The 23647-nt window shown below is 61.1% G+C and carries 21 protein-coding genes; 12 read left to right on the forward strand and 9 right to left on the reverse strand.

Features of this window, described 5'->3' with window-relative positions:
* Nucleotides 1–23: 23 nt before the first annotated feature.
* Nucleotides 24–2414: a hybrid sensor histidine kinase/response regulator gene (locus tag V6M90_RS08425; RefSeq protein ID WP_332846320.1), complete on the reverse strand. Its 2391-nt coding sequence runs from the start codon at nt 2412–2414 to the stop codon at nt 24–26.
* A 276-nt stretch (nt 2415–2690) separates the two neighbouring features.
* On the opposite strand from V6M90_RS08425, the gene V6M90_RS08430 reads away from it, so the two are divergent.
* The 4 genes from V6M90_RS08430 to V6M90_RS08445 all read left to right on the forward strand — a co-directional run bounded on the left by V6M90_RS08430 (nt 2691) and on the right by V6M90_RS08445 (nt 6224).
* The gene (locus V6M90_RS08430; RefSeq protein ID WP_305427929.1) at nt 2691–3488 is read left to right on the forward strand and encodes a hydroxymethylpyrimidine/phosphomethylpyrimidine kinase; all 798 of its coding nucleotides are present in this window, start codon (nt 2691–2693) and stop codon (nt 3486–3488) included.
* A 32-nt stretch (nt 3489–3520) separates the two neighbouring features.
* Nucleotides 3521–4150 carry a thiamine phosphate synthase gene (thiE, locus tag V6M90_RS08435; RefSeq protein WP_003176271.1) on the forward strand — a complete coding sequence of 210 codons (630 nt, stop codon included), beginning with the start codon at nt 3521–3523 and terminating at the stop codon, nt 4148–4150.
* Between the two features lie 11 nt (nt 4151–4161).
* Complete coding sequence (gene hemL, locus V6M90_RS08440; RefSeq protein WP_003176272.1) at nt 4162–5445, forward strand: glutamate-1-semialdehyde 2,1-aminomutase; 1284 nt, start codon at nt 4162–4164, stop codon at nt 5443–5445.
* 224 nt (nt 5446–5669) lie between these two features.
* Nucleotides 5670–6224 (forward strand): tetratricopeptide repeat protein, encoded by a 555-nt coding sequence (locus tag V6M90_RS08445; protein ID WP_003176273.1) that lies wholly within the window; start codon nt 5670–5672, stop codon nt 6222–6224.
* 6 nt (nt 6225–6230) lie between these two features.
* Here the strand turns inward: V6M90_RS08445 and V6M90_RS08450 are convergent, their stop codons facing one another.
* The 6 genes from V6M90_RS08450 to V6M90_RS08475 all read right to left on the reverse strand — a co-directional run bounded on the left by V6M90_RS08450 (nt 6231) and on the right by V6M90_RS08475 (nt 12199).
* A complete protein-coding gene (locus V6M90_RS08450) occupies nt 6231–7343 on the reverse strand; it encodes a succinylglutamate desuccinylase/aspartoacylase family protein (protein WP_332846321.1) in 1113 nt (370 codons plus the stop codon).
* A 9-nt stretch (nt 7344–7352) separates the two neighbouring features.
* The gene (locus tag V6M90_RS08455; RefSeq protein WP_141063434.1) at nt 7353–8063 is read right to left on the reverse strand and encodes an ABC transporter permease; all 711 of its coding nucleotides are present in this window, start codon (nt 8061–8063) and stop codon (nt 7353–7355) included.
* Nucleotides 8060–8776 (reverse strand): ABC transporter permease, encoded by a 717-nt coding sequence (locus V6M90_RS08460; RefSeq protein WP_141063433.1) that lies wholly within the window; start codon nt 8774–8776, stop codon nt 8060–8062. The genes V6M90_RS08455 and V6M90_RS08460 overlap by 4 nt, the downstream gene beginning before the upstream one ends.
* 17 nt (nt 8777–8793) lie before the next feature.
* Nucleotides 8794–9552, reverse strand: a complete 759-nt coding sequence (locus tag V6M90_RS08465; protein ID WP_141063432.1) for a transporter substrate-binding domain-containing protein — start codon at nt 9550–9552, stop codon at nt 8794–8796.
* A 38-nt stretch (nt 9553–9590) separates the two neighbouring features.
* On the reverse strand, nt 9591–11645 hold the full coding sequence (locus V6M90_RS08470) for an oxidoreductase (RefSeq protein WP_332846322.1): 2055 nt from the start codon (nt 11643–11645) through the stop codon (nt 9591–9593).
* 227 nt (nt 11646–11872) lie between these two features.
* On the reverse strand, nt 11873–12199 hold the full coding sequence (locus tag V6M90_RS08475) for a DUF1820 family protein (protein ID WP_003194436.1): 327 nt from the start codon (nt 12197–12199) through the stop codon (nt 11873–11875).
* Nucleotides 12200–12330: 131 nt separating this feature from the next.
* Between V6M90_RS08475 and miaB the strand changes: the two genes are divergently transcribed.
* From miaB to lnt, 5 genes are all read left to right on the forward strand, one after another.
* A complete protein-coding gene (gene miaB / locus V6M90_RS08480) occupies nt 12331–13659 on the forward strand; it encodes a tRNA (N6-isopentenyl adenosine(37)-C2)-methylthiotransferase MiaB (protein WP_003176275.1) in 1329 nt (442 codons plus the stop codon).
* 118 nt (nt 13660–13777) lie between these two features.
* Nucleotides 13778–14782 (forward strand): PhoH family protein, encoded by a 1005-nt coding sequence (locus tag V6M90_RS08485; RefSeq protein WP_003176276.1) that lies wholly within the window; start codon nt 13778–13780, stop codon nt 14780–14782.
* Nucleotides 14775–15233 (forward strand): rRNA maturation RNase YbeY, encoded by a 459-nt coding sequence (gene ybeY, locus V6M90_RS08490; RefSeq protein WP_003176277.1) that lies wholly within the window; start codon nt 14775–14777, stop codon nt 15231–15233. The genes V6M90_RS08485 and ybeY overlap by 8 nt, the downstream gene beginning before the upstream one ends.
* 45 nt (nt 15234–15278) lie before the next feature.
* Nucleotides 15279–16118, forward strand: coding sequence for an HlyC/CorC family transporter (locus V6M90_RS08495; RefSeq protein WP_003176278.1), 840 nt, complete (start codon nt 15279–15281; stop codon nt 16116–16118).
* A gap of 8 nt (nt 16119–16126) precedes the next feature.
* The gene (lnt, locus tag V6M90_RS08500) at nt 16127–17650 is read left to right on the forward strand and encodes an apolipoprotein N-acyltransferase (RefSeq protein ID WP_003176279.1); all 1524 of its coding nucleotides are present in this window, start codon (nt 16127–16129) and stop codon (nt 17648–17650) included.
* A gap of 35 nt (nt 17651–17685) precedes the next feature.
* On the opposite strand, the gene V6M90_RS08505 is transcribed toward lnt, so the two are convergent.
* The gene (locus V6M90_RS08505) at nt 17686–18447 is read right to left on the reverse strand and encodes a YdcF family protein (RefSeq protein WP_003176280.1); all 762 of its coding nucleotides are present in this window, start codon (nt 18445–18447) and stop codon (nt 17686–17688) included.
* Nucleotides 18448–18546: 99 nt separating this feature from the next.
* Complete coding sequence (locus V6M90_RS08510) at nt 18547–18864, reverse strand: hypothetical protein (RefSeq protein ID WP_003176281.1); 318 nt, start codon at nt 18862–18864, stop codon at nt 18547–18549.
* A 261-nt stretch (nt 18865–19125) separates the two neighbouring features.
* On the opposite strand from V6M90_RS08510, the gene leuS reads away from it, so the two are divergent.
* From leuS to holA, 3 genes are all read left to right on the forward strand, one after another.
* Complete coding sequence (gene leuS, locus V6M90_RS08515; protein WP_003176282.1) at nt 19126–21732, forward strand: leucine--tRNA ligase; 2607 nt, start codon at nt 19126–19128, stop codon at nt 21730–21732.
* A gap of 89 nt (nt 21733–21821) precedes the next feature.
* Complete coding sequence (locus V6M90_RS08520; protein ID WP_003176283.1) at nt 21822–22427, forward strand: LPS-assembly lipoprotein LptE; 606 nt, start codon at nt 21822–21824, stop codon at nt 22425–22427.
* 39 nt (nt 22428–22466) lie between these two features.
* Complete coding sequence (holA, locus tag V6M90_RS08525) at nt 22467–23504, forward strand: DNA polymerase III subunit delta (protein ID WP_057703213.1); 1038 nt, start codon at nt 22467–22469, stop codon at nt 23502–23504.
* Nucleotides 23505–23647: the final 143 nt, after the last annotated feature.

Here is a 23647-nt window from a genome sequence, read left to right on the forward strand (position 1 = left end):
TCAGTTAAGCACCGTAGCCCGGCTTAAAAAAGTGACATACCCGCCGAATGCCCGGCGTTTTCGCCCTCGAATGCGCCCAGGACGCGACGCTCCAGCACCGCCTGCAGCACCTCGAAGCGCACCGGTTTAACCAGGCGTTCAGTCACACCGATGCCGTGCCCCTGCTCGCGCTCGGGCCCATTCAACGACGAACTCAAGGCGATCACCGGCAGCTCGCCGCAGCCAGACAGGGCACGAATCTGACAGCACAACGAGAAACCACCCTCAGCAATATCCAATAACACCGCGTCGTAATTGCCTCCCTGCAACATCGCCAATGCCGCCGGACCGCTGTCCACGGTTTTGACCCGATAGCCGAGCTTGAGCAACATGCCACGCACCGCCAGCGGGTTGACGCTGTTGTCGTCCACCAACAGCACGGCGCAGTCCTGCGGGACGCGTTGCCGGTCGGGCATGGCCTTGGGCTCGGACGGCACCACGTCGACTTCCACTTCCATCTGGAAGCGACTGCCCTTGCGCGGCTCGGAGTGATGGGTGAGGCGCCCGCCCAGCAGCTCGATCAATTGCCGGCAGATAGCCAGACCGATACCCAGGCCGCCGTACTCGCGGGTGGTGGAACCGTCGAGTTGGAAAAAACGCTGGTACAGGGTGGCTTCGTCGAGGAAGGCAAAGCCGATACCGGTGTCGGTCACGATAAAGCTCAGGCGCAAGCGACCGTCGCTCTGGGGCACGCCGACCACGCGCAGGCGCACAGCGCCTTCGTGGGTGAACTTGACGGCGTTATCCAGCAGGCAGTCCAGGCATTGGACCAACTTGCAGGCGTCACCGACCAGGCGATCCGGCAGCTCGCCCGCCACGTCGATGGAAAACGCCAGGCCTTTGCCCTGGGCACTGGCGCTGAATTGCTGGCGCAGGGTGTCGAGCGCGCCACGCAGGCTGAACACGTCGGGCTGGGCACTCAAGCGCCCGGCCTGCAGTTCGGTAAGGGTGAGGATGCCGTTGACCATGCGCATCATGTCCCGCGCCGAACCGGCGGCGGTTTGCTGGTACTGCGCCAGGTCGTCGTCCAGCGGCACGGTTTGCATGAGTTCCAACGAACCGATCACCCCATTCATCGGTGTGCGCAGTTCGTGGGTCAGGGTGGCAAGGAATTCATCCTTGAGCCGGTTGCTGCGCGCCAGTTGCTGGTTGAGCACTTCGAGCTTCTGGCTGGCGTCGAACAGGGTCTGCGCCTGTTGCTCGCGCATCGCATTGATGCGGTCTGCCAAGGCCAGCGACAGCAGCGCTACTTCAATCGCCGAGCCGATCTGGCTGGCGTACATGGTCAGGAACACATTGGGCAGGTAGCCGAGCACCATCAGCGTGTTCACCACCCCGCCCAGCAGGAACGCCGACCAGGCGATGATGAAATAGCGCGCCACCCGCTGGCCGCAATACCAGGCGTTTATGGCGGCGACAAAAATGCTCACGGTGAACACCAGCGCCAGGCCGGTGGCCAGGCGTAGCGCCAGGGCGTAGCTGGTCATCAGCGACAGCAGCATCACGACCGCGCCGCAGGCCACCAGCGCCAGCAACAGACGGTTGATCCAGCGGCTGTGTTGCGCGGTGTGCAGGAAGCTGCGCGCAAACAGGCTGCCGAACAGTGCCGATGCCCCAATCAGGAACGGCGTCGCGGCATTCGCCCACCAGGGATTGTTCGGCCAGAAATATTCCACCGCCGCGCCATTGACCGACAGCTGATACATGCCGAACGAGGCGATATAGAAGATGTAATAGAGATAGCTGGTGTCGCGCACGCTGAGGTAGATAAACAGGTTGTAGACCAGCATCCCCAGCAACACGCCGTAGATCAGACCCAGGACATACAAGCGCAGCGGCTGTTGTTCCAGGTAGGCAGTGCTGGACCAGAGGGTCAGCGGCGCCTGAATGGAACCTTCGCTTTGCAGGCGCAGGTACACGGTTTTCGTCTCGCCGGGGGCGAAGTCGACTTTGAACAGGTAGTTGTTCTGACGAATCTCACGTGCGGAAAACGGCAACGCATCGCCGGTATGTCCCGCCAGGCGATAGGCGCCGGTACTGTCAGGCAGGTACAGGTCGAGGTGGTCCAGCGGCGGGTAAGCCAGCTCCAGCAACCAGGTGCGTTGGGCTTCGGGAGCGGAAGGCAAGTAATGCAGGTCGGCCTTGAGCCAGAACACCGAGCGCGAGTAGCCGGCGTTGAGCGTGTCTTTATCGTGGGGCTTGAACCGCCGCGCGGCGGAAGGCGCGCTGACATCGGCAATGGTGAGGGCATCGGAGGGGTCTTCGAGCACTTGCATGGCTCGGCCCAGCGGCAGGCTGCGGGTGTCGTGGTCGAACTCGATGGCGCTGGCGAGCATCGGCAGCCCGCACAACAATAAAATCAGCAAATAGCGCATAGAGCCCCAGCGTGGCCTGTCCGGTTATGTCAAAAGCCCCCCCTTCCTTTTGAGACGACGTACACCGGCGATACAGTTAAGTTGTTTGGATCCACTCTAGCATAGCCGGTAGAGGCCATTGGACACCATTGAATAAAATTTTTAAACGCCTCTAGACCAAGGCTTTCAGCCGGTTTTATCGCGTATTTCAAGGCACCAAAAACGTCACGTCCTGAGCAAAATTCAACCCACGCCCGACGTCCCCGCAAAAAGCGTTTGGTGGTAAGCTCGCGCACCATGAATATCTACAGCTCTCGCCCTGTTGTCCTCTGTCTCTCCGGCCATGATCCCAGTGGTGGCGCCGGCTTGCAGGCAGATATCGAAGCCCTGCTCGCCCAGGGTTGCCATGCCGCGCCGACCGTCACCGCCTTGACCGTGCAGAACACCGTCAACGTCAGCGACTTCCGCGTGCTCGACCGCGAGTGGGTGCTGGCCCAGGCCAATGCCGTGCTCAGCGACTCCGAGGTCGCCGCCGTGAAACTGGGCATGCTCGGCTCCACCGTGATGGTCGACACCGTGGTCGAACTGCTGCAGGCACACCCGCACCTGCCGGTGGTCTGCGACCCGGTGCTGCGGGCCGGCGGCGGTGGCAGCCTGGGCAAGGACGAAGTCGGCTACGCAATGCGCGAACGGCTGTTGCCGCTGTCGCTGATCGCTACACCGAATCTGCCCGAGGCGCGCATCCTGGCCGAACTGCCTGACGGCACGGCCGACGAATGCGCCGAGAAGCTATTGCCGTTTATCCAGCACCTGTTGATCACCGGCGGCCACGGTGACGAGCATGAAGTGCACAACCGGCTGTATAGCCGCGACGGCACGCGCCATACCTTTACCTGCCAGCGCCTGCCAGGCAGCTATCACGGTTCGGGCTGCACATTGGCCAGCACCCTCGCCGGGCGAATCGCTCAGGGTGAAGGGTTGGTGAGCGCGGTGCAAACGGCCCTCAACTACACTTGGCGCACCCTGCGTGACGCTGAACAACTCGGCCGGGGCCAATTTGTACCGCGCCGTCTGCCGCTGGATTTCTGCTCTTAACTTTCTGCTCTTAAAAGCAAGAGGCCTGCACGATGAAACTACGTGGCCTTTACGCCATCACCGACAGCCAGCTGTTGGCCGGCAAATTCCTCGCCTACGTCGAAGCGGCGCTGGACGGTGGCGTGACCCTGTTGCAATACCGCGACAAAAGCAGCGACGAAGCCCGGCGCCTGCGTGAGGCAGAGAAGCTGCGCGAATTGTGCTCGCGCTATAAAACCCGGTTGATCATCAACGACGACGCCGAACTCGCCGCGCGGCTGGGCGTCGGCGTACACCTGGGCCAGACCGACGGCCCATTGACGCCGGCCCGTGCGCTGCTCGGCTCCAAGGCGATCATCGGCGCCACCTGCCACAGCCAGATCGAACTGGCCGAGCAGGCCGCGAAGGAAGGCGCCAGCTACGTCGCCTTCGGTCGCTTCTTCAATTCCACGACCAAACCCGGCGCACCTGCCGCCACCGTCGACATGCTGGCCCAAGCGCGCCAGCGTCTGCACCTGCCGATTTGTGTAATCGGCGGCGTCACCCTGGAAAACGCCGAACCCCTGGTGGCCCACGGCGCCGACCTGCTGGCGGTGGTGCACGGCCTGTTCGGTGCCGACAGCACCCAGGAAGTGACGCGCCGCGCCCGCGCGTTTAACGACCTTCTTAAATATTCAGTTTAGAGAGCCCGATCATGTCCCGTTCCGAAACCCTGTTTGCCAATGCCCAGAAGCACATCCCCGGCGGTGTGAATTCCCCCGTGCGTGCGTTCAAGAGCGTGGGCGGCACGCCGTTGTTCTTCAAGCATGCCGAAGGCGCCTACGTCACCGACGAAGACGACAAACGTTATGTCGATTACGTGGGTTCCTGGGGCCCGATGATTCTCGGCCATAGCCACCCCGACGTGCTGGATGCGGTGCGCAAGCAGCTGGAACACGGTTTGTCCTACGGCGCGCCGACCGCCATGGAAACCGAGATGGCTGACCTGGTGTGCTCAATCGTGCCGTCGATGGAGATGGTGCGCATGGTCAGCTCCGGCACCGAAGCCACCATGAGCGCGATCCGCCTGGCCCGTGGTTTTACCGGCCGTGACAGCATCATCAAGTTCGAAGGCTGCTACCACGGCCACTCCGACAGCCTGCTGGTCAAAGCCGGTTCCGGCGCCCTGACCCAGGGCGTGCCAAGCTCGGCCGGCGTGCCGGCGGCGTTCGCCAGGCACACCCTGACCCTGCCGTTCAACGACATCGGCGCGGTCGAGCAGATGCTCAGCGAAGTCGGCCAGGACGTGGCGTGCATCATCGTCGAGCCGGTGGCCGGCAACATGAACTGCGTACCGCCGGCACCGGGCTTCCTCGAAGGCCTGCGCGAACAGTGCGACAAGCATGGCGTGGTGCTGATCTTCGACGAAGTGATGACCGGTTTTCGCGTGGCGCTCGGTGGCGCCCAGGCGCACTACGGCGTCACGCCGGACCTGAGCACCTTCGGCAAGATCATCGGCGGCGGCATGCCGGTAGGCTGCTTTGGCGGCAAGCGCGAAATCATGCAGCACATTGCGCCGCTGGGCCCGGTGTACCAGGCGGGCACGCTGTCCGGTAATCCTCTGGCGATGGCGGCGGGCCTGACCACCCTGCGCCTGATCAGCCGCCCAGGTTTCCACGCCGAGCTGACCGACTACACCACGCGCCTGCTCGACGGTTTGCAAGAACGCGCCGACGCGGCCGGTATCCCCTTTGTCACCACACAAGCGGGTGGCATGTTCGGCCTGTATTTCAGCGGCGCCGACGATATCGTCACCTTTGACGACGTGATGGGCAGCGACGCCGACCTGTTCAAACGCTTCTTCCACCTGATGCTGGAGGGCGGCGTGTACCTGGCGCCAAGCGCCTTTGAAGCCGGCTTCACCTCGATCGCCCATGGTGATGCCGAGCTGAAACTGACCTTGGATGCGGCCGAACGCGCCTTTGCAGCCCTGAAATAAATAGCTGAGCGACCTGACGTCGCCCCGAGCGACGTCAGATTTGCTACTTTGCCTACAGATATGTCCTTATTTGTCCGAGAATTCACCCGCAATCCGGCAGATAACTTGCCTGACCCGCAGAAAAACGAGTAAAGACTTTGTAAGCAGGGGCCTGCTTATTTCATAATGCGCGCTTATTGGATCCCTAGCGGTCCGCGCGCCCCGTCAGAGGTAAGTCGATTCCCATGAAACGCACCGGCCGCACCCTGGTACTGGGCTGCCTGTTGCTCCTTCAGCCGCTGCTGGCACATGCACAAGCAGGCGGCAACTCGTTGTTAATCCCAGCGATGGGTCGTTGCACCCTCAATACCCAGCCAGAGAGCCAGGCCGAAGCCCTGAGCGCGTGCCAGAAACAGGCCGATGGTGGGGATGCGCAGGCGCAATACGAGTTGGGCGAGTACTTCCACGACAGCAAAAACCCCGCCCGCGACCTCAACAAGGCCTTGAGTTACTTCGAGAAAGCCTCGTTGCAGGGCCACGCCCAGGCACAGTTCCAGCTCGGCACCATGTTCTTCAAAGGTGAAGGCGTACCGGCCAATAACGTTCAAGCGTATATCGTGCTGAAAATGGCCGCGGTCAATGGCGCCGAAGATGCGCTGGACACCGCCGACGAAGTCGCCGAGCACATGCAGCGCGATGAATTGGAAGTGGCCACGCAGGTGCTGGGGCAGATCTTCCGCAACTACCTTCAGGAATTGCAGAGTGCCGATGGGCGCTCGCCTTTCTCACCCCTGCCATAAGTCGTTTCAAGGCGATAACAGAGACCCCTCTCGATAGGCCTTTGCGCCTGCGACGTGGGCAATCGTCATGCCCGCCGTCGCCATTCGCCGCACGGATCGAACATACACAAGCCCTTGATGCACACACGCGACCGGCGTCACGCGGTCAGTGATCGGATCGATGATTTCCGCTAGTTTTTGCCCCGCCTCCACGTAATCGCCCACCTGCGCGCAAAACACAATCAAGCCGCCCACCGGGCTTATCACCGGCTCTACCGCTGCCAGCGGTGTCGGTGGGTTGAGCAATGGCGGCAGCGGTGGTGCATGGCCTTCGATTGCGCCGCGCTGCATCAGGTAGTTGATCACCCCCTCACAGTCCTGACGTGCCAGCTCGTGGTCTACATCCGCAACACCGCGTAACTCCACAGTCACGGCAAACCCTGGCGCCGCAAAGCGCCCGGCAAAACGCGCCTGCATCTGCGCCCAGAACAACGTAAAACTCTCATCGAACGACTGCCCGCCCGCCTCGCGTGCCAAAAAGCAGGCCCTGGCGCCCAAGTAGCGCGCCAAAGGCTCGACGTCGGACCAAAAATCCGGCGACAGATACAGGTGCTGCACGGCTTCAAAATCACAATGCAGATCCAGCACGATATCGGCGTCGCAAGCCAGCGTTTGCAGGAGCAGGCGCATGGATTGCAACGGTGTCGCCGGCACCTGGCTGGCCAACGTTTGCCGCAGGGTCGAACGGATCAGTTGCAGATTGTTGGCCGGATCATCGGTCAGCAGACCTTGCACCCGATCACCAACCGGTTGGCTGACATCCAGAAAGCAGCGGTTGAAGTTCTCCCGGCTGTCGTTATCGAAGCGCCCCTGAGGCACATCCATCAGCACCTGCTCCAACCCCTGCGGATTGGCCACTGGCACCAGCACGACCGACCAACGCAACAAACCCGCCGCCTCCAGCCGCGCCAACTGCTGTTTCAAATGCCATAAGACCAGCATCACTGGCAGTTCATCGGCATGCAGCGAGGCCTGGAGGTAGACCTTGCCCGTTGCATTGGCCGGACCGTAATGAAAGCTATGAATCTGCCGTGACGTACCCGGTACAGCCGCCAGCAATTGATGCACACACGCCTGCATATCAGCCCCCTATCGGCCTGGATCAAGAAAGCGCAACCAACGCCGCTCAGCCAGGCGAAACAGACCGACCAACGCAAATGTGATGCACAGGTAAAGGGCTGCGGCGAGACCAAAGGATTGGAACGTCAGGAAGGTTGCGGCATTGGCATCCCGTGCCACTTTGAGGATATCCGGCACCGTGGCCGTAAACGCCAACGTGGTGGAATGCAGCATGAAAATCACTTCATTGCTGTAATAGGGCAATGAGCGGCGCAAGGCCGAGGGCATGATCAGGTGGACATACAACTTACACCCATCGAACCCAAGGGACCGGGCAGCCTCGATTTCCCCGCGCGGTATCGCCCGAATCGCGCCTGCCAGAATCTCTGTGGCGTAGGCCCCCGTATTCAGGGCGAACGCCAACAGCGTGCAGTTAATCGCCTCACGGAAAAAGCCATCCAACAGGGGTTGCTCGCGCACGGCTGCAATGCTGTAGATCCCGGTGTAGAAGATAAGTAACTGGATATACAACGGTGTCCCGCGAAACAGGTAGGTGAAGCTTTGTACCGGCCAACGCAGCCAACGCCGGGACGATACCCTGGCGATGGACAGCGGCAATGCCAGCAGCAGGCCGAAAAACAAGGAGGCGCTGGTCAGCCATAAGGTCATGGCCAAGCCGGTCATTTGCTGACCGTCGGAGTAGATGAACGGCCGCCAGTAATCCTGGATCAACTCGATCATGGCGATGACTCCTGCACACCGTGGCCGTAGCGACGCGCCAACCAGCGCAGGACGAGGCTTGAAACACTGCTGAGTAGCAGATAAATCAATGCGGCCATCAGCAAGAAGGCCAGCAACTGCTGGCTGCTTTTGCCTGCGACCTGGGCCACCTTGACCAAGTCCGCCAGACCGATGATCGACACCAACGCAGTAGCCTTGAGCAAGACCATCCAGTTATTGCCGAGTCCCGGCAGGGCGAACCGCATCATTTGCGGGGATATCACGTGCACAAAGCCCTGGGCGGCGCTCATGCCCAGGGCCTTGGCGGCCTGGAACTGGCCACGCGGCACGGCCAGCAACGCGCCGCGAAAGGTTTCGGTGAAATAGGCGCCGTAGATGAACCCCAGCGTAAGCACGCCCGAACTGAATGGGTCGATTTCGATGTAGGCCCAGCCCAGTGCCTGGGTCAGGCGGCTCAAGCCGGTTTGTACCCCATAGAAGATCAACAACATCAACAGCAGGTCTGGCACCCCGCGAACCAGCGTGGTGTAGAGCTGCGCGCAAAACCGCCAAGCCCTGACCCTGGAGAGCTTGGCGCCTGCACCGAGCAATCCGAAGGCCAGCCCCAGCAGCAACGACAGCAGCGCCAGTTGCACCGTGATCCAGACACCGCGCAGCAAAAGCGGCGCAAAACCGTCCAGGGTCGCGGCAAATTGCGTAAAAGTGGGTAGCATGCTGAGGCCCTCGCCGGTCATTGACCGCTGAACATGCTCACGCCTGGGAAGTACTGCTCTTGCAGCCGAGCATACGTGCCGTCCGAATGCAGAGCGGCCAGCCCTTTATCGAGCAGGGCTTTCAATGCCTGATTGCCCTTGGCAAGACCGATTGCGCTTTTGGAAGGCATCAGTTCGCTTTCAATCACCTTGCCCATCACGAACCCCGCGCCTTGGGGTGTGCGCAAAAACCCGCTCTTTGCCTGCTGGACATCTTGCAGCGAAGCGCGCAAACGGCCCGCCACCAGGTCGGCGTACACCTGCTCCTGATCGGCATACGCCACGATCCTCATGCCCTGCGGCGCGAGTACTTGCCGGGCGTAGGCTTCCTGGGTACTGCCCTGCAAATAGCCGACGGCCGTGCCCTGGGCCAATTCCGTGCCGGGGCGAAACACCATGGCGGTCGGGCTGGAGAAGACCTCCGAGGAGAAATCGATGACCTTTTGCCGCGCATCCGTGACTGTCATTGAGGCGAAGATCGCGTCGATCTTACCGGCGTTCAAACTTGGGATCATTCCATCAAAGTCGCTCTCTACCCATTGGCAGCGAACGTTCAGGTGTGCACAGATGGCATTGCCGATATCAACTTCGAAACCCGTCAAAGTGCCTGTCCCGTCCTTGTAGGCAAACGGAGCATAGTTGGGATCGACACCAAAACGGATAACCTCATACTCTTTGGCCAAGAGGGATGTGTTTATAAAGAACGTGGCGAATAACATCAGGATTATTTTTTTCATTATTGTATTCCTCGTTATTGATGAAACAGCGGGACGGACTAAACCTCGATATGGGGAATCTCTCGACGTACATGTAAAGAATCAGCAGGCGCATCAAACTCTCGGGCGATTCGATGTCCCGAATACACGGCTGCGGCAATCGTGCCGGGGGCCACGCAGTCTCCGGTCAACGTCACCGTATTGATGCCAGCCGCGTGTAGTTGCTCAGGTGCGCTATTCAACGCGTGATACAGCGCCTGCTCGGGTTCTCGGGAAGTCACCACCAGCAGGGACGCGGCGGCGATAAAGCGCGTCCGCCCGGTGTAGACACACCCGGCGAGCACACCTTCTGGCATGCACCTGACCAGCGTGTGGGACGCAATGATCGTGACATTCAACTCCAGCAGCCGGCACTGGATACGGTGTTGCTCAAGGGTGTTATGGGTCCAGGTCGCCACATCCGCCGCCGGGGTGACAAATATCACCTCCATGCCGCGCGCCACTAACTGCTCGGCCAACACGCTGCCCATGTAATAGTGATCGTCGTCGAACAGCAGCACCGGAGAAGGCGGCAGCACGCCCGCCATCAGATCGTCCGGCGTCAGTACGGGCAGGCACTCCAGGCCCGGCAATGTGGAGCGCAGGGCGCGTCCCACGCCGTCACGCCGCCACTGAGAACCGGTGGCGATGAACACATGTTCGGCCGCAAAATCCAGAACGTCCTGGGCCTGCAAGGGGCTCTCTCGATAAATCTCGACCGACGCCAGACGACTCAAGGCATCCAGTCGATAGTCGATAACCCGCGACCAGCTCGCCAACCCGGGAAGACGGGATTCCAGCGCCACGCGCCCACCCAGCGTGCGCAGGCTATCGACCAGTGCCACCTCCATCCCCCGCCCACCCAGTATCCGTGCGCACTCAAGGCCCGCAGGCCCGGCACCGACCACCAGCGCGCGCCCAGGATGACGCATGCGATTGACCGACTCCGGGTGCCAGCCACGCCGCCACTCTTCGCCCATGGTCGGGTTTTGTGTGCAACGCAAAGGCGTGCTGGTGTGGTCGCCACTGACACACACATTGCAGCCAATGCACTCACGGATCTCCTCCGCGCGCCCCTCTTCAATCTTCTTCGGCAGGAAAGGATCGGCAATCGAAGGGCGGGCCGCGCCGATCAAGTCCAGGACGCCACGGCGAACCAGGGAAACCATCGTATCCGGTGAGGTGAAGCGTCCTACGCCCACCACGGGCTTGCAGGTCAACGCCTTGAGCCCCAATAGAAAGGTCTCTTGATAACCTTCCGGGGCAAAGCGCGACGTCACGCTGTCGTTGGACCAGTCGGCCACATTGACGTCCCATAAGTCCGGCAGGTCCGCCAGCATCGAGAAAATTTCAGCGCCCTCCCCCTCACGGCTCAAGCCGCCGGCCGTCTGCTCATCCACCGCCAGGCGAACGGCCACGGCACACCGGTCACCTACCGCATCGCGGGTGTCCTCAATCAATTCGCGCAAAAGACGCACGCGGTTTTCGAGCACACCGCCGTACTCATCCGTGCGGCGGTTGTTGCGCGGCGTAAGAAAATGAAACGGCAGGCCCAGGTCATGCCCGGCATAGACATAGATAATGTCAAACCCCGCCGTCCGCGCCCGCAGCGCGGCGGCGCGGTGCATGGCACGCAACGCCTGGATATCGGCGCGGCTCATCGCCCGGGCTTGCACCGGGTCATAACCGCGCACCGGCGTATTGGAGGGCGCCCAGGGAATTTCACGACTGTAGCGGTTAGGCGCGGAGTAACCATTGAACGCCAGCTCTACGCCGGCCAGAGAACCGTGCTCATGGACGGCCTCACACATGCGTGCCAGCGCAGGAATGTCGCGTTCATCCCATAAACGCGCCTCGATGTAAGGAGAGAACTCGCTCAACGGGCTGATCTCACACTCCTCGGTGCAAACCACACCCCACCCGCCTTCGGCTTTTATGCCACGCATACGCGCCATGGCCGAAGGATGCACATGCCCCATGCCATTACAGTGAGGAACTTGATAAAAGCGATTGCGGGTAAGCACCGGCCCTATTTGTACCGGCTCAAACAGAATGTCATAGCGAGGATCGCGCACAAGGCTACTCCCGAACAGATAAGTTCGTTAATGACGGCGTGATAAGAAACTCGGTGTTAACTAAGAGGGGGGCTTACGTGTGTTGAAGCTGGGAAACTTTAAAGCGCTTTATTATTAATGTATTAAGACGCCCCCTCTGCGCCTGGACGAAAACTGCTACTTTTTCAGCAGAATGTCCATGCATGACGGGAACATTTCAGAAGCGTCCTACAAACTCATAATGATCTTTACTTCTCAGGCATCGGCATCGGAAATGGCATCACATTGCTGGTGCCCCGCGCTTCGCTGATCTTCGGCGTGCCCAGGCGCTCGACTTCATCGATGCGCACAATCGAATGCATCGGCACAAAACTGCGCACAACGCCTTCGAACTGAGCCTTGAGTTTCTCTTCGCCCGGGTCGACGACCAATTGGGTGCGCTCGCCAAAGACGAACTCTTCTACCTCCAGGAAACCCCACAGATCACTTTGATAGATCTGCTTGGCGTACATTTCGAACACCTGGCCCTGGTTGAGGAAAATCACCTTGTAGATTGGAGCTTCACGTTTGGTCATGGCGGGCGAGCAACACATCGCGGATATAAAAGAGGGCGCGAACTATAGCATGGCACCCGATGCACAACGCTAGGAACCAATGGGCATGCCCCCTATAATGCGCGGTTCTTTACCACCAGTTGACGATTCCCATGGCCAAGAAGCTTTACATCGAAACCCACGGTTGCCAAATGAACGAGTACGACAGCTCGCGCATGGTCGACCTGCTGGGCGAACACCAGGCCCTGGAAGTCACCGCCCGCGCCGAAGATGCCGACGTGATCCTGCTCAATACCTGCTCGATCCGCGAACGGGCCCAGGACCGCGTGTACTCGCAGTTGGGCCGCTGGCGTGAATTGAAACTGGCCAACCCGGACATGGTGATCGCCGTCGGCGGTTGCGTGGCCAGCCAGGAAGGCGCCGCGATCCGTGATCGCGCGCCCTATGTCGACGTGGTCTTCGGCCCGCAAACCCTGCACCGCCTGCCGGAAATGATCGACGCCGCCCGCGCTACCAAGCTGCCGCAGGTCGACGTCTCCTTCCCCGAAATCGAAAAATTCGACCATTTGCCCGAGCCGCGCATCGACGGGCCAAGCGCTTATGTGTCGGTGATGGAAGGTTGCAGCAAGTACTGCACATTCTGCGTGGTGCCCTACACCCGTGGCGAAGAAGTCAGCCGGCCGTTCGACGACGTGCTGTCGGAAATCATCCACCTGGCCGAAAACGGCGTGCGTGAAGTGACCCTGCTCGGCCAGAACGTCAACGGCTACCGCGGCCAGACCCACGACGGGCGCCTGGCCGACCTCGCGGAGCTGATCCGCGTGGTCGCGGCGGTGGACGGTATCGAGCGCATTCGCTACACCACGTCCCACCCGCTGGAGTTCTCCGACAGCCTGATCCAGGCCCACGCCGAGGTGCCGGAACTGGTCAAGCACCTGCACCTGCCGGTGCAATCGGGTTCGGACCGCATTCTGTCGGCGATGAAGCGCAACCACACGGCCCTGGAATACAAATCAAAACTGCGCAAGTTGCGCGCGGCGGTACCGGGCATCTGCATCAGCTCGGACTTTATCGTCGGCTTCCCCGGCGAAACCGAGAAAGATTTCCAGCAGACCATGAAGCTGATCGAAGACGTCGGTTTCGACTTCTCCTACTCGTTCGTCTACAGCCAGCGCCCGGGCACACCGGCTGCGGATTTGCTCGACGAAACGCCAGAAGCGTTGAAAAAGGAACGGCTGAATGCGCTGCAACATCGCCTGAATCAGCAAGGCTTCGAGATCAGTCGACAAATGGTCGGTTCGGTCCAGCGCATCCTGGTCACCGACTATTCGAAGAAAGACCCCGGCGAATTGCAGGGCCGTACCGAGAACAACCGGATCGTCAACTTCCGTTGCGACAACCCGACCTTGATCGGCCAGTTTGCCGATGTGCATATCGATGCGGCGCAACCGCACTCGTTGCGCGGGTCGTTGATTCAGTAATATCAGATCACCACATTAGAACCGCGCAGCATTCCGATGACGTAAGTGCTTTCGTACCCGCGCCACTGGCGTTATTCTCTCTTTCACCTCAACAGCCAAAGGGCGGCTAAAAGCGACCTTGAACGCACCCATAGTAGAACCCCATCGTTTCCTCCTCGAGCCGTTTGAGGCTCGCCGTTTCGCCAATCTGTGCGGACAGTTCGACGAGCACCTGCGCCTGATCGAACAACGCCTGAGCATCGAGATCCGCAACCGCGGCAATCAGTTCGAGCTTATTGGTGAACCCCAACACACCACATCCGCGGAAAACCTGTTGCGCCGCCTCTATCGCGAGACCAAGGGCAGTGAGCTGTCGCCGGAAACGGTGCACCTGTACCTGCAGGAGTCCGCCGTGGAAGACCTGGCCAATAACCCTGTGGCCGAAGCCAGTGTGGCCCTGCGCACCAAAAAAGGCATGATTCGCCCTCGCGGCTTGAATCAGCAGCGCTACGTCAAGGAAATCCTCGGCAACGACATCAACTTCGGCATCGGCCCGGCCGGTACCGGCAAGACCTACCTGGCCGTCGCCTGCGCGGTTGACGCCCTGGAGCGCGAGCAAGTGCGCCGTATCCTGTTGGTGCGCCCAGCGGTTGAAGCCGGTGAAAAGCTCGGTTTCCTGCCCGGCGACCTGGCCCAGAAGATCGACCCGTACCTGCGCCCACTCTACGACGCACTCTACGAGATGCTCGGCTTCGAATACGTGGCCAAGCTGATCGAGCGCCAGGTGATCGAGATCGCCCCGCTCGCCTATATGCGTGGCCGTACGCTGAACAACAGCTTCATCATCCTCGACGAAAGCCAGAACACCACCGTCGAGCAAATGAAGATGTTCCTCACCCGTATCGGTTTCGGCTCCACCGCCGTGATCACCGGTGACATCACCCAGGTCGACCTGCCCAAGGGCACCAAGTCGGGCCTGGGCCAGGTGATCGAGGTGCTCAAGGACGTGCCGGGCATCAGCTTCACGCACTTCATGCCCAAGGATGTGGTGCGCCACCCACTGGTGCAGCGCATTGTCGAAGCGTACGAACGCTTCGAACACCGCGATGACGGACTGTCAAAGGACGTCCGCCGCGATGCTTGAGCTAGACCTGCAGCTTGAAAGCACAAAGCCCGCCCCCAGCGAAGCCCGATTCCGCGAGTGGTGTGCCCTGGCCCTGCGCCAGCGCACCGCCGACTCGGAACTGACCATCCGCCTGGTGGACGAGCCCGAAGGCCGCGAACTGAACCGCACCTGGCGCCAGAAGGACTACGCGACCAACGTGCTGTCCTTCCCCGCCGACGTCCCCGATGAGCTGCTGGATATTCCGCTGCTGGGCGACCTGGTGATCTGCGTCGCGGTGGTTGAACGCGAAGCCAAGGAACAAGGCAAGGCACTCGAGGCCCACTGGGCCCACCTGGTCATTCACGGCTGCTTGCATCTCTTGGGTTACGACCATATAGACGATGACGAAGCCGAAGAAATGGAAGCACTGGAACGAACGTTGCTTGCAGAGTTGGGTCATCCTGATCCGTATGCGGATGACGAAGTTTAGAAATCACCTATTAACTGTAACGATAAAGGATTCAGAGTAATCGCTATGAGCGAAGACCGATCGAGCAATGGGCAGAAGTCATGGCTGGGTAAATTGACCCAGGCTTTTGCCCACGAGCCGAAAAACCGCCAGGAGCTGCTGGAGCTGCTGCGCGAGGCCCACCAGAACAAGTTGCTGGACAGCGAAGCGCTGGCCATCGTCGAAGGCGCCATCCAGGTAGCTGACCTGCAAGTACGCGACATCATGGTCCCGCGCTCGCAGATGATCAGCATCAAGGCGACCCAGACCCCACGGGAATTCCTCCCGGCCGTGATCGACTCGGCGCACTCGCGCTACCCGGTCATTGGTGAAAGCCATGACGACGTCATGGGTGTCCTGCTGGCCAAGGACCTGCTGCCGCTGATCCTCAAGGAGAACGGCGACAGCTTCAACATCAAGGACCTGCTGCGCCCGGCCACCTTCGTGCCCGAATCCAAGCGCCTGAATGTGCTGCTGCGCGAATTCCGCGCCAACCACAACCACATGGCCATCGTGATCGACGAATACGGCGGCGTGGCCGGCCTGGTGACCATCGAAGACGTGCTCGAACAGATCGTCGGCGACATCGAAGACGAGCACGACGTCGAAGAAGACAGCTACATCAAGCCGCTGCCCAGCGGTGATTTCCTGATCAAGGCGCTGACGCCGATCGAGAACTTCAATGAGTTCTTCGACAGCGAATTCTCCGATGACGAATTCGACACCGTCGGCGGCCTGGTGATGAGTGCGTTCGGGCACCTGCCAAAACGTAACGAAATCACCGAGATCGGCGCCTATCGTTTCCGCATCCTGAATGCCGATAGCCGTCGTATCCACCTGATTCGCCTGACTCCTATTGCCCGCTAAGGAATGACATGCAGCGCCTAACCCGCCCCGGCTGGCCCGGTAACTTGCTGGCCGTGGTGGCCGGCGCCATCACTACCCTGGCGCTGGCGCCGTTCGATCTGTGGCCGTTTGCACTGGTGGCGGTCGGATTGTTCTATGTGGGCTTGCGGGAACTGACCCCACGCCAGGCACTGGGCCGTGGCTGGTGTTTCGGTTTCGGCCTGTTTGGCGCCGGGACCAGCTGGATCTACTACAGCATCCACCACTTCGGCGGCGCTTCAGTGCTGCTGGCGGGGTTCCTGATGCTGCTGTTCACCGCCGCCATTGCCTGGTTCTTCGCCCTGCCCGCCTGGTTATGGGCACGCTGGCTGCGGCGCAATGAAGCACCGCTGGCGGATGCACTGACGTTTGCCGCGTTGTGGGTTGGCCAGGAGGCGTTTCGCGGTTGGTTCCTCACGGGGTTCCCGTGGCTCTACTCCGGTTACAGCCAGCTCGATGGCCCGCTCACCGGCCTGGCGCCCGTCGGCGGCATGTGGCTGATTTCCTTTGCCCTGGCGCTAACGGCCGCCTTGCTGTGCAACCTGCCGCGCTTGCTGGCCGGCAAGCGCAACGCCTTTGTCGGCGCGGGCCTGGTGTTGCTGGTCGCGCCTTGGGCCATCGGCCTGGCCCTCAAACATCACGCCTGGACCAGTCCTTCCGGCGCCCCACTCACCGTGGCGGCCATTCAGGGCAACGTCGAACAAAGCATGAAGTGGGACCCGGAACAGCTCAACGCGCAATTGGCGCTGTACCGCGACATGAGCTTCACCTCCAAGCGTGTCGACCTGCTGGTGTGGCCGGAAACCGCAGTGCCGGTGCTCAAGGAATCGGTGGAAGGCTACCTGGGCATGATGGGCAAGTTCGCCGCCGACCGGCACACCGCGCTCATCACCGGCGTGCCGATCCGCCAGGAGGTGCACCACCAGAAGCGCTACTTCAACGGCATCACCGTCGTGGGTGAAGGTGACGGCACCTACTTGAAGCAGAAACTGGTGCCTTTTGGCGAATACGTCCCGCTGCAGGACATGCTGCGCGGGCTGATCGCCTTCTTCGACCTGCCGATGTCGGACTTCGCCCGTGGCCCCGCTGACCAGGCCATGCTGCAGGCAAAGGGCTACCAAATCGCACCCTTCATTTGCTACGAAGTGGTCTACCCGGAATTCGCCGCCGGCCTCTCGGCCCAGAGCGACTTGTTGCTGACTATCAGCAACGACACCTGGTTCGGCCGCTCCATCGGCCCGTTGCAGCACCTGCAAATGGCGCAGATGCGTGCGCTGGAGGCCGGCCGCTGGATGATCCGCGCCACTAACAACGGTGTGACCGGGCTGATCAACCCGTTTGGGCAGATCACTGCGCAGATCCCGCAGTTCGAACGCGGCATTCTGTACGGTGAAGTGGTGCCGATGCATAACCTCACGCCGTACCTGCAATGGCGTTCGTGGCCGCTGATCATTGTGTGCCTGGGGTTGTTTGGTTGGGCGTTGCTGGCGGGCCGAATGGCCAAAACCGTCTGACAAAATCACACCGGACCCAATGTGGGTATGCCTGGTTATCGGTAAAACAGCCGATAACCAGTCTGCCCCACCGCCTCATTGATCAACTGCCCGCTCTGCCACACCGACTTGAACTCCGGCATCCAGCCGCCCAGCGGCCGGGCATTGTCCACGCCCAAAAAGCCCACCGGCGCCGGCACCACCGTGAAGCCGGCCTTTTCAAAGCTCCATACCGCCCGTGACATATGCCAGGCCTGCGTCACGACCACCACACGCTTGATGCCTTCGGGCAACAGAATCTCGGCACTCATCCGCGCGTTTTCCCAAGTGGTGCGGCTGCGCTCCTCTTTCCAGCGCACCGTCACACCGAAGTCATCCTGCATCGACACCGCCATCAACTGCGCCTCGCTGGGCGGCGTACCGTAATGCAGGCCACCGCTGGTCAGCACCGGCAGCCCGGAGGCCTTGGCCAGTCGCGCGGCATAACGCTGGCGCTCCAGGCCGATACCGGTAGGCTGGTCGGCGCCCCATGCCGGGTCACCGCGCTCACGCCCCGAACCCAGCACGACAATAGCATCGGCGCGCTGGGCCAGTGTGGACCACTCTTCACGCGCCAATGGCGGCTCGGTCTCCAGGACTCGCGCGCCCCACTCCACCATCACCGGCAAGCTGATCAGCCACATGCCGCCCAGGCCCAAAGCAAAGCAGCAGCCCGCCAGCCGCGGGCGACTGCGCCTAAACCACCAGGCAAGAGCCAGCAACAGCAAAAGAATGCCGGGCGGCAAAAGCAATTGTTTGATGAAGTAACGAATAGGCATCGGGCATCTCCAAAGATGCCCGAAGCCTAAGGTGTAACGGGGTTTAGCGACAATCTTTACAGTGACATAAAGCGCGGGTGCGGCTGCACGGGGAGTGAACTACTTGCAGCGGGCGGACCGGAATGTTTCCGGGCCACGACCGGCCGGCAAGTCTTTTAGCCACACCACCTTGGCAGAGTGCGGAGGCTCTTTGGCTGGCGGGGTTGCCACCCACGGAGGCGCACTGCGCTCGTTGCGTTCCAGGTAAGCCTTGATCAGTTCCAGCTCCGCGCGGCTCAACCCGCGCAGCTCCAACTCCACAGGCCGTTCATCTCGCAATCGGCCTGCTGTCCTTGCTGCATCCAATGCACGACCCAAGCGGTCGATCAATCCTTCGTAGATGTCCGGTTTCGTTGCGATTCGCTGCGATTCAACCATCCCCTCACCTCATTGAAGAAAGACTTGCTCCCCACTAAACAGCGTAGTCCCCGTGGCTGCGCCTGCCTGGCGCCGCGACAGACGGCCCTTACCGTGTAATCAGGGTTTCCCTCGATAGAGTGGGGTCATGTATGCTACGGCGCTTCCTGTAACTCCACTTCCCGCAGGGTTTGGGCATGGACGCGCCGCTTTTTGGTGTCGATCTACCCGGACAACGCTGCGAAGAGGATTAGGCCACCCCTATTCAGTTCAAAAGTAGCCATGCACGAACACTACCAGCCCCGTGAAATAGAAAACGCCGCCCAAACCTTCTGGGATGCGCAAAAGTCCTTTGAAGTCAGTGAACAGCCAGGCAAGGAGACTTACTACTGCCTATCGATGTTCCCTTACCCCAGCGGCAAGCTACACATGGGGCACGTGCGTAACTACACCATCGGCGACGTGATTTCCCGTTACCAGCGCATGCTCGGCAAGAACGTCCTGCAACCCATGGGTTGGGACGCCTTCGGCATGCCGGCGGAAAACGCCGCGATGAAAAACAACGTGGCCCCCGCCAAGTGGACCTACGAAAACATCGCCTACATGAAGACCCAGCTGCGTAGCCTGGGCCTGGCGGTGGATTGGTCCCGCGAGGTGACCACCTGCAAACCGGACTACTACCGCTGGGAACAGTGGCTGTTCACGCGCCTGTTCGAAAAAGGCGTGATCTACCGCAAGAACGGCACCGTGAACTGGGACCCGGTCGACCAGACCGTACTGGCCAACGAACAAGTGATCGACGGTCGCGGCTGGCGTTCCGGCGCGGTGATCGAAAAGCGCCAGATCCCGATGTACTACTTCAAGATCACTGCCTACGCGGATGAACTCTTGTCGAGCCTCGACGACCTGCCGGGCTGGCCTGAACAGGTCAAGACAATGCAGCGCAACTGGATCGGCAAATCCAAGGGCATGGAAGTGCAGTTCCCGTACAACGTCGACTCGATCGGCGAAGCCGGGGCTCTCAAGGTGTTCACCACCCGTCCGGACACCCTGATGGGCGCAACCTATGTCGCCGTGGCCGCCGAGCACCCCTTGGCCACCCAGGCCGCACAGAACAACCCTGAACTGCAGGCGTTCATCGCCGACTGCAAAGGCGGCAGCGTGGCCGAAGCCGACGTCGCCACCCAGGAGAAAAAAGGCCTGCCGACCGGGCTGTTCGTCGAGCACCCACTGACCGGCGAGAAATTGCCGGTATGGGTCGCCAACTATGTGCTGATGCACTACGGCGACGGCGCAGTGATGGCGGTGCCGGCCCACGACGAGCGCGATTTCGAATTTGCCACTAAGTACAACCTGCCGATCAAGTCGGTCGTGCGTACCAGCTCGGGCGATACCAACCCGGCGCCGTGGCAGGACGCCTACGGCGAGCACGGTACCCTGATCAATTCCGGCGAGTTCGACGGCCTGGACTTCGCCGGCGCCTTCGACGCCATCGAAGTCGCCCTGATCAAGAAAAACCTCGGTGCCTCGCGCACCCAGTTCCGCCTGCGCGACTGGGGCATCAGCCGCCAGCGCTACTGGGGCTGTCCGATCCCGATCATCCACTGCGACAGCTGTGGCGACGTACCAGTACCGGAAGAGCAACTGCCGGTCGTGCTGCCGGAAGACGTGGTACCGGACGGCGCCGGTTCGCCATTGGCGCGCATGCCCGAGTTCTACGAGTGCAGCTGCCCGAAATGCGGTGCGCCCGCCAAGCGTGAAACCGACACCATGGACACCTTCGTGGAGTCCTCGTGGTACTACGCCCGCTACGCTTCGCCGCACTACGAGGGCGGCCTGGTGGAGAAATCCGCGGCCGACCATTGGTTGCCGGTGGACCAGTATATCGGCGGCATCGAACACGCCATCCTGCACCTGCTGTACGCGCGCTTCTTCCACAAGCTGATGCGTGACGAAGGCCTGGTGAGCTCCGATGAGCCGTTCAAGAACCTGCTGACCCAGGGCATGGTCATCGCCGAGACTTACTATCGCCGCGAAGCCAATGGCGCCTACACCTGGTTCAACCCGGCGGACGTCGAGCTGGAGCGTGACAGCAAAGCCAAGGTCATCAGTGCCAAGCTGATCGCCGACGGCCTGCCGGTGGAGATCGGCGGCACCGAGAAGATGGCCAAGTCCAAGAACAACGGCGTCGACCCACAATCGATGATCGATCAGTTCGGCGCCGACACCTGCCGCCTGTTCATGATGTTTGCCTCGCCGCCCGACATGAGCGCCGAATGGTCCGACTCCGGCGTCGAAGGTTCGCACCGTTTCCTCAAGCGCGTCTGGCGCCTGGCGCACGCCCATGTCAGCCAGGGCCTGCCGGCCAAGCTGGACGTGGCGTCGTTGAGCGACGAGCAAAAAGCCATTCGCCGCAGCACCCACCTGGCCATCAAGCAAGCCAGCCAGGACGTGGGCCAGCACCACAAATTCAACACCGCCATCGCCCAGGTGATGACGCTGATGAACGTGCTGGAAAAAGCCCCGCAGGCAACCGGGCAAGACCGCGCACTGCTGCAGGAAGGCCTGGAAACGGTCACCCTGCTGCTGGCGCCGATCACGCCGCACATCAGCCACGAACTGTGGAGCCGTCTGGGCCACAGCGACGCGGTCATCGATGCGCGCTGGCCGGTACAGGATGACAGCGCCCTGGTCCAGGACACGCTGGCGCTGGTGATCCAGGTCAACGGTAAACTGCGTGGCCAGATCGACATGCCGGCCACCGCCAGCCGCGAAGACATCGAAGCGGCCGCGCGTACCAACGAAAACGTGCTGCGCTTCACCGAAGGCCTGACGATCCGCAAAGTGATCGTGGTGCCTGGCAAACTGGTCAATATCGTCGCCAGCTAAATCGGATCGGGCGCGGGGCTTGAGCCCTGCGCCGAACTAAACCTTCAGGGCCTCGATAAGGCCCGCCTGGTTTCAAGGGGAGCAACAAAATGATCAAACGCAATCTGCTGGTAATGGGCCTTGCCGTTCTGTTGAGCGCTTGCGGCTTCCAGCTGCGCGGCACCGGCACCAATGAATTGTCGCTCAAGGAACTCGACGTCAGCGCGCGTAACGCCTACGGCGAGACCGTGACTCAACTGCGTCAGGCTCTGGAAAACAGTGGCGTGCACGTCTATAACGGCGCCACCTACAAACTGTACGTGGCCGACGAGCAAGAAACCCAGCGCAACATCAGCTACGCCAGTGCCGGCCGCGCGTCGGACGTTGAGCTCATCACTACGATCAACTTTGATATACAAGGCCGCGACCATTTGCCTCTGATGAGTGACAAGATTCAGGTGCAGAAGGTCGTGAGCCACGACGGCAACAACCTGGTGGGTTCGGACTCCGAGAGCCTCCAGGTGCGCAAGGAAATGCGTCGCGAGCTGATCCAGCGCATGCTGATTCGCCTGCAACTGCTGACCCCGGAAAAACTCGCAGAGCTGCAGCACATTGCCGACAACAAGGCCAAGGCTGACGCCGATGCCCTGAAAGCCGCGCAAGAGTATGAAGACAACACACCGAAACAGTCGCCTGTTGAAGTTCCTGTCGAGTAAGCCAGACGGGGCGCCCCAGGCGCCCCGTTCGCCCTGCCTATGAAACTCGCTCCCGCCCAACTCGCCAAGCACCTGCAAGGTGGCCTCGCGCCTGTCTACATTGTCAGCGGTGATGACCCGCTGCTGTGCCAGGAAGCCGCGGACGCCATCCGCACCGCCGCCCGCCAGCAAGGCTTCGATGAACGCCAGGTATTCAGCGCCGACGCCAGTTTCGACTGGGGCACGCTGCTGCAAGCCGGCGCGAGCATGTCGCTGTTTGCCGAAAAACGCCTGCTGGAACTGCGCCTGCCTTCGGGCAAGCCCGGTGATAAAGGCGCGGCCGCCCTGATGGAATATTGTTCCCGGCCTGCCGAGGACACGGTATTGCTGATCAGCCTGCCCAAGCTCGACGGCAGTGCGCAGAAGACCAAGTGGGGCAAGGCTCTGGTGGAAGGGGCACAGACCCAGTTCATCCAGATCTGGCCGGTGGACAGCAGTCAGTTGCCGCAATGGATTCGTCAGCGCCTTTCACAATCGGGGCTGTCGGCGACGCAGGATGCGGTAGAGCTGATCGCCGCCCGGGTCGAAGGCAACTTGCTGGCCGCCGCCCAGGAAATCGAAAAGCTCAAGCTGATGGCCGAAGACGGGCAGATCACCGTCGAGACCGTGCAAGGTGCGGTGGCTGACAGCGCACGCTTTGACGTGTTCGGCCTGGTGGACGCGATCCTCAACGGCGAACCCGCCCACGCCCTGCGCATGCTCGAAGGCTTGCGCGGCGAAGGCGTGGAGCCGCCGGTGATTCTCTGGGCACTGGCCCGGGAGCTGCGGGTACTGGCCAATATCGCCCTGCAATACAGCCAGGGCACACCGCTGGACAAATGCTTCAGCCAGGCCCGGCCACCGGTGTGGGACAAGCGCAAACCCCTGATGAGCAAAGCCCTGCAACGCCACTCGGCGCAACGCTGGGCGCAGCTGTTGCTGGAGGCCCAGCGCATCGATGCGCAGATCAAGGGCCAGGCGGCCGGCTCGCCGTGGATGAGCTTGAGCCGTTTGTCGCTGTTGATGGCCGGACAGCGCCTGGCGTTACCTGCCGAATAACCCCTCTCTTAAAAACACCGAAAACCAATGTGGGAGGGGGCTTGCTCCCTCCCACATTTTTGATCGCGTTACAATTCATGGGCTTTACAACGATCTGACTTAGGCAGATTATTTTTGCCGTTAAAACCACCCAACGAGAGTAA

Source organism: Pseudomonas lactucae (assembly GCF_036688725.1).
In the GTDB taxonomy this organism is placed as follows: domain Bacteria; phylum Pseudomonadota; class Gammaproteobacteria; order Pseudomonadales; family Pseudomonadaceae; genus Aquipseudomonas; species Aquipseudomonas lactucae.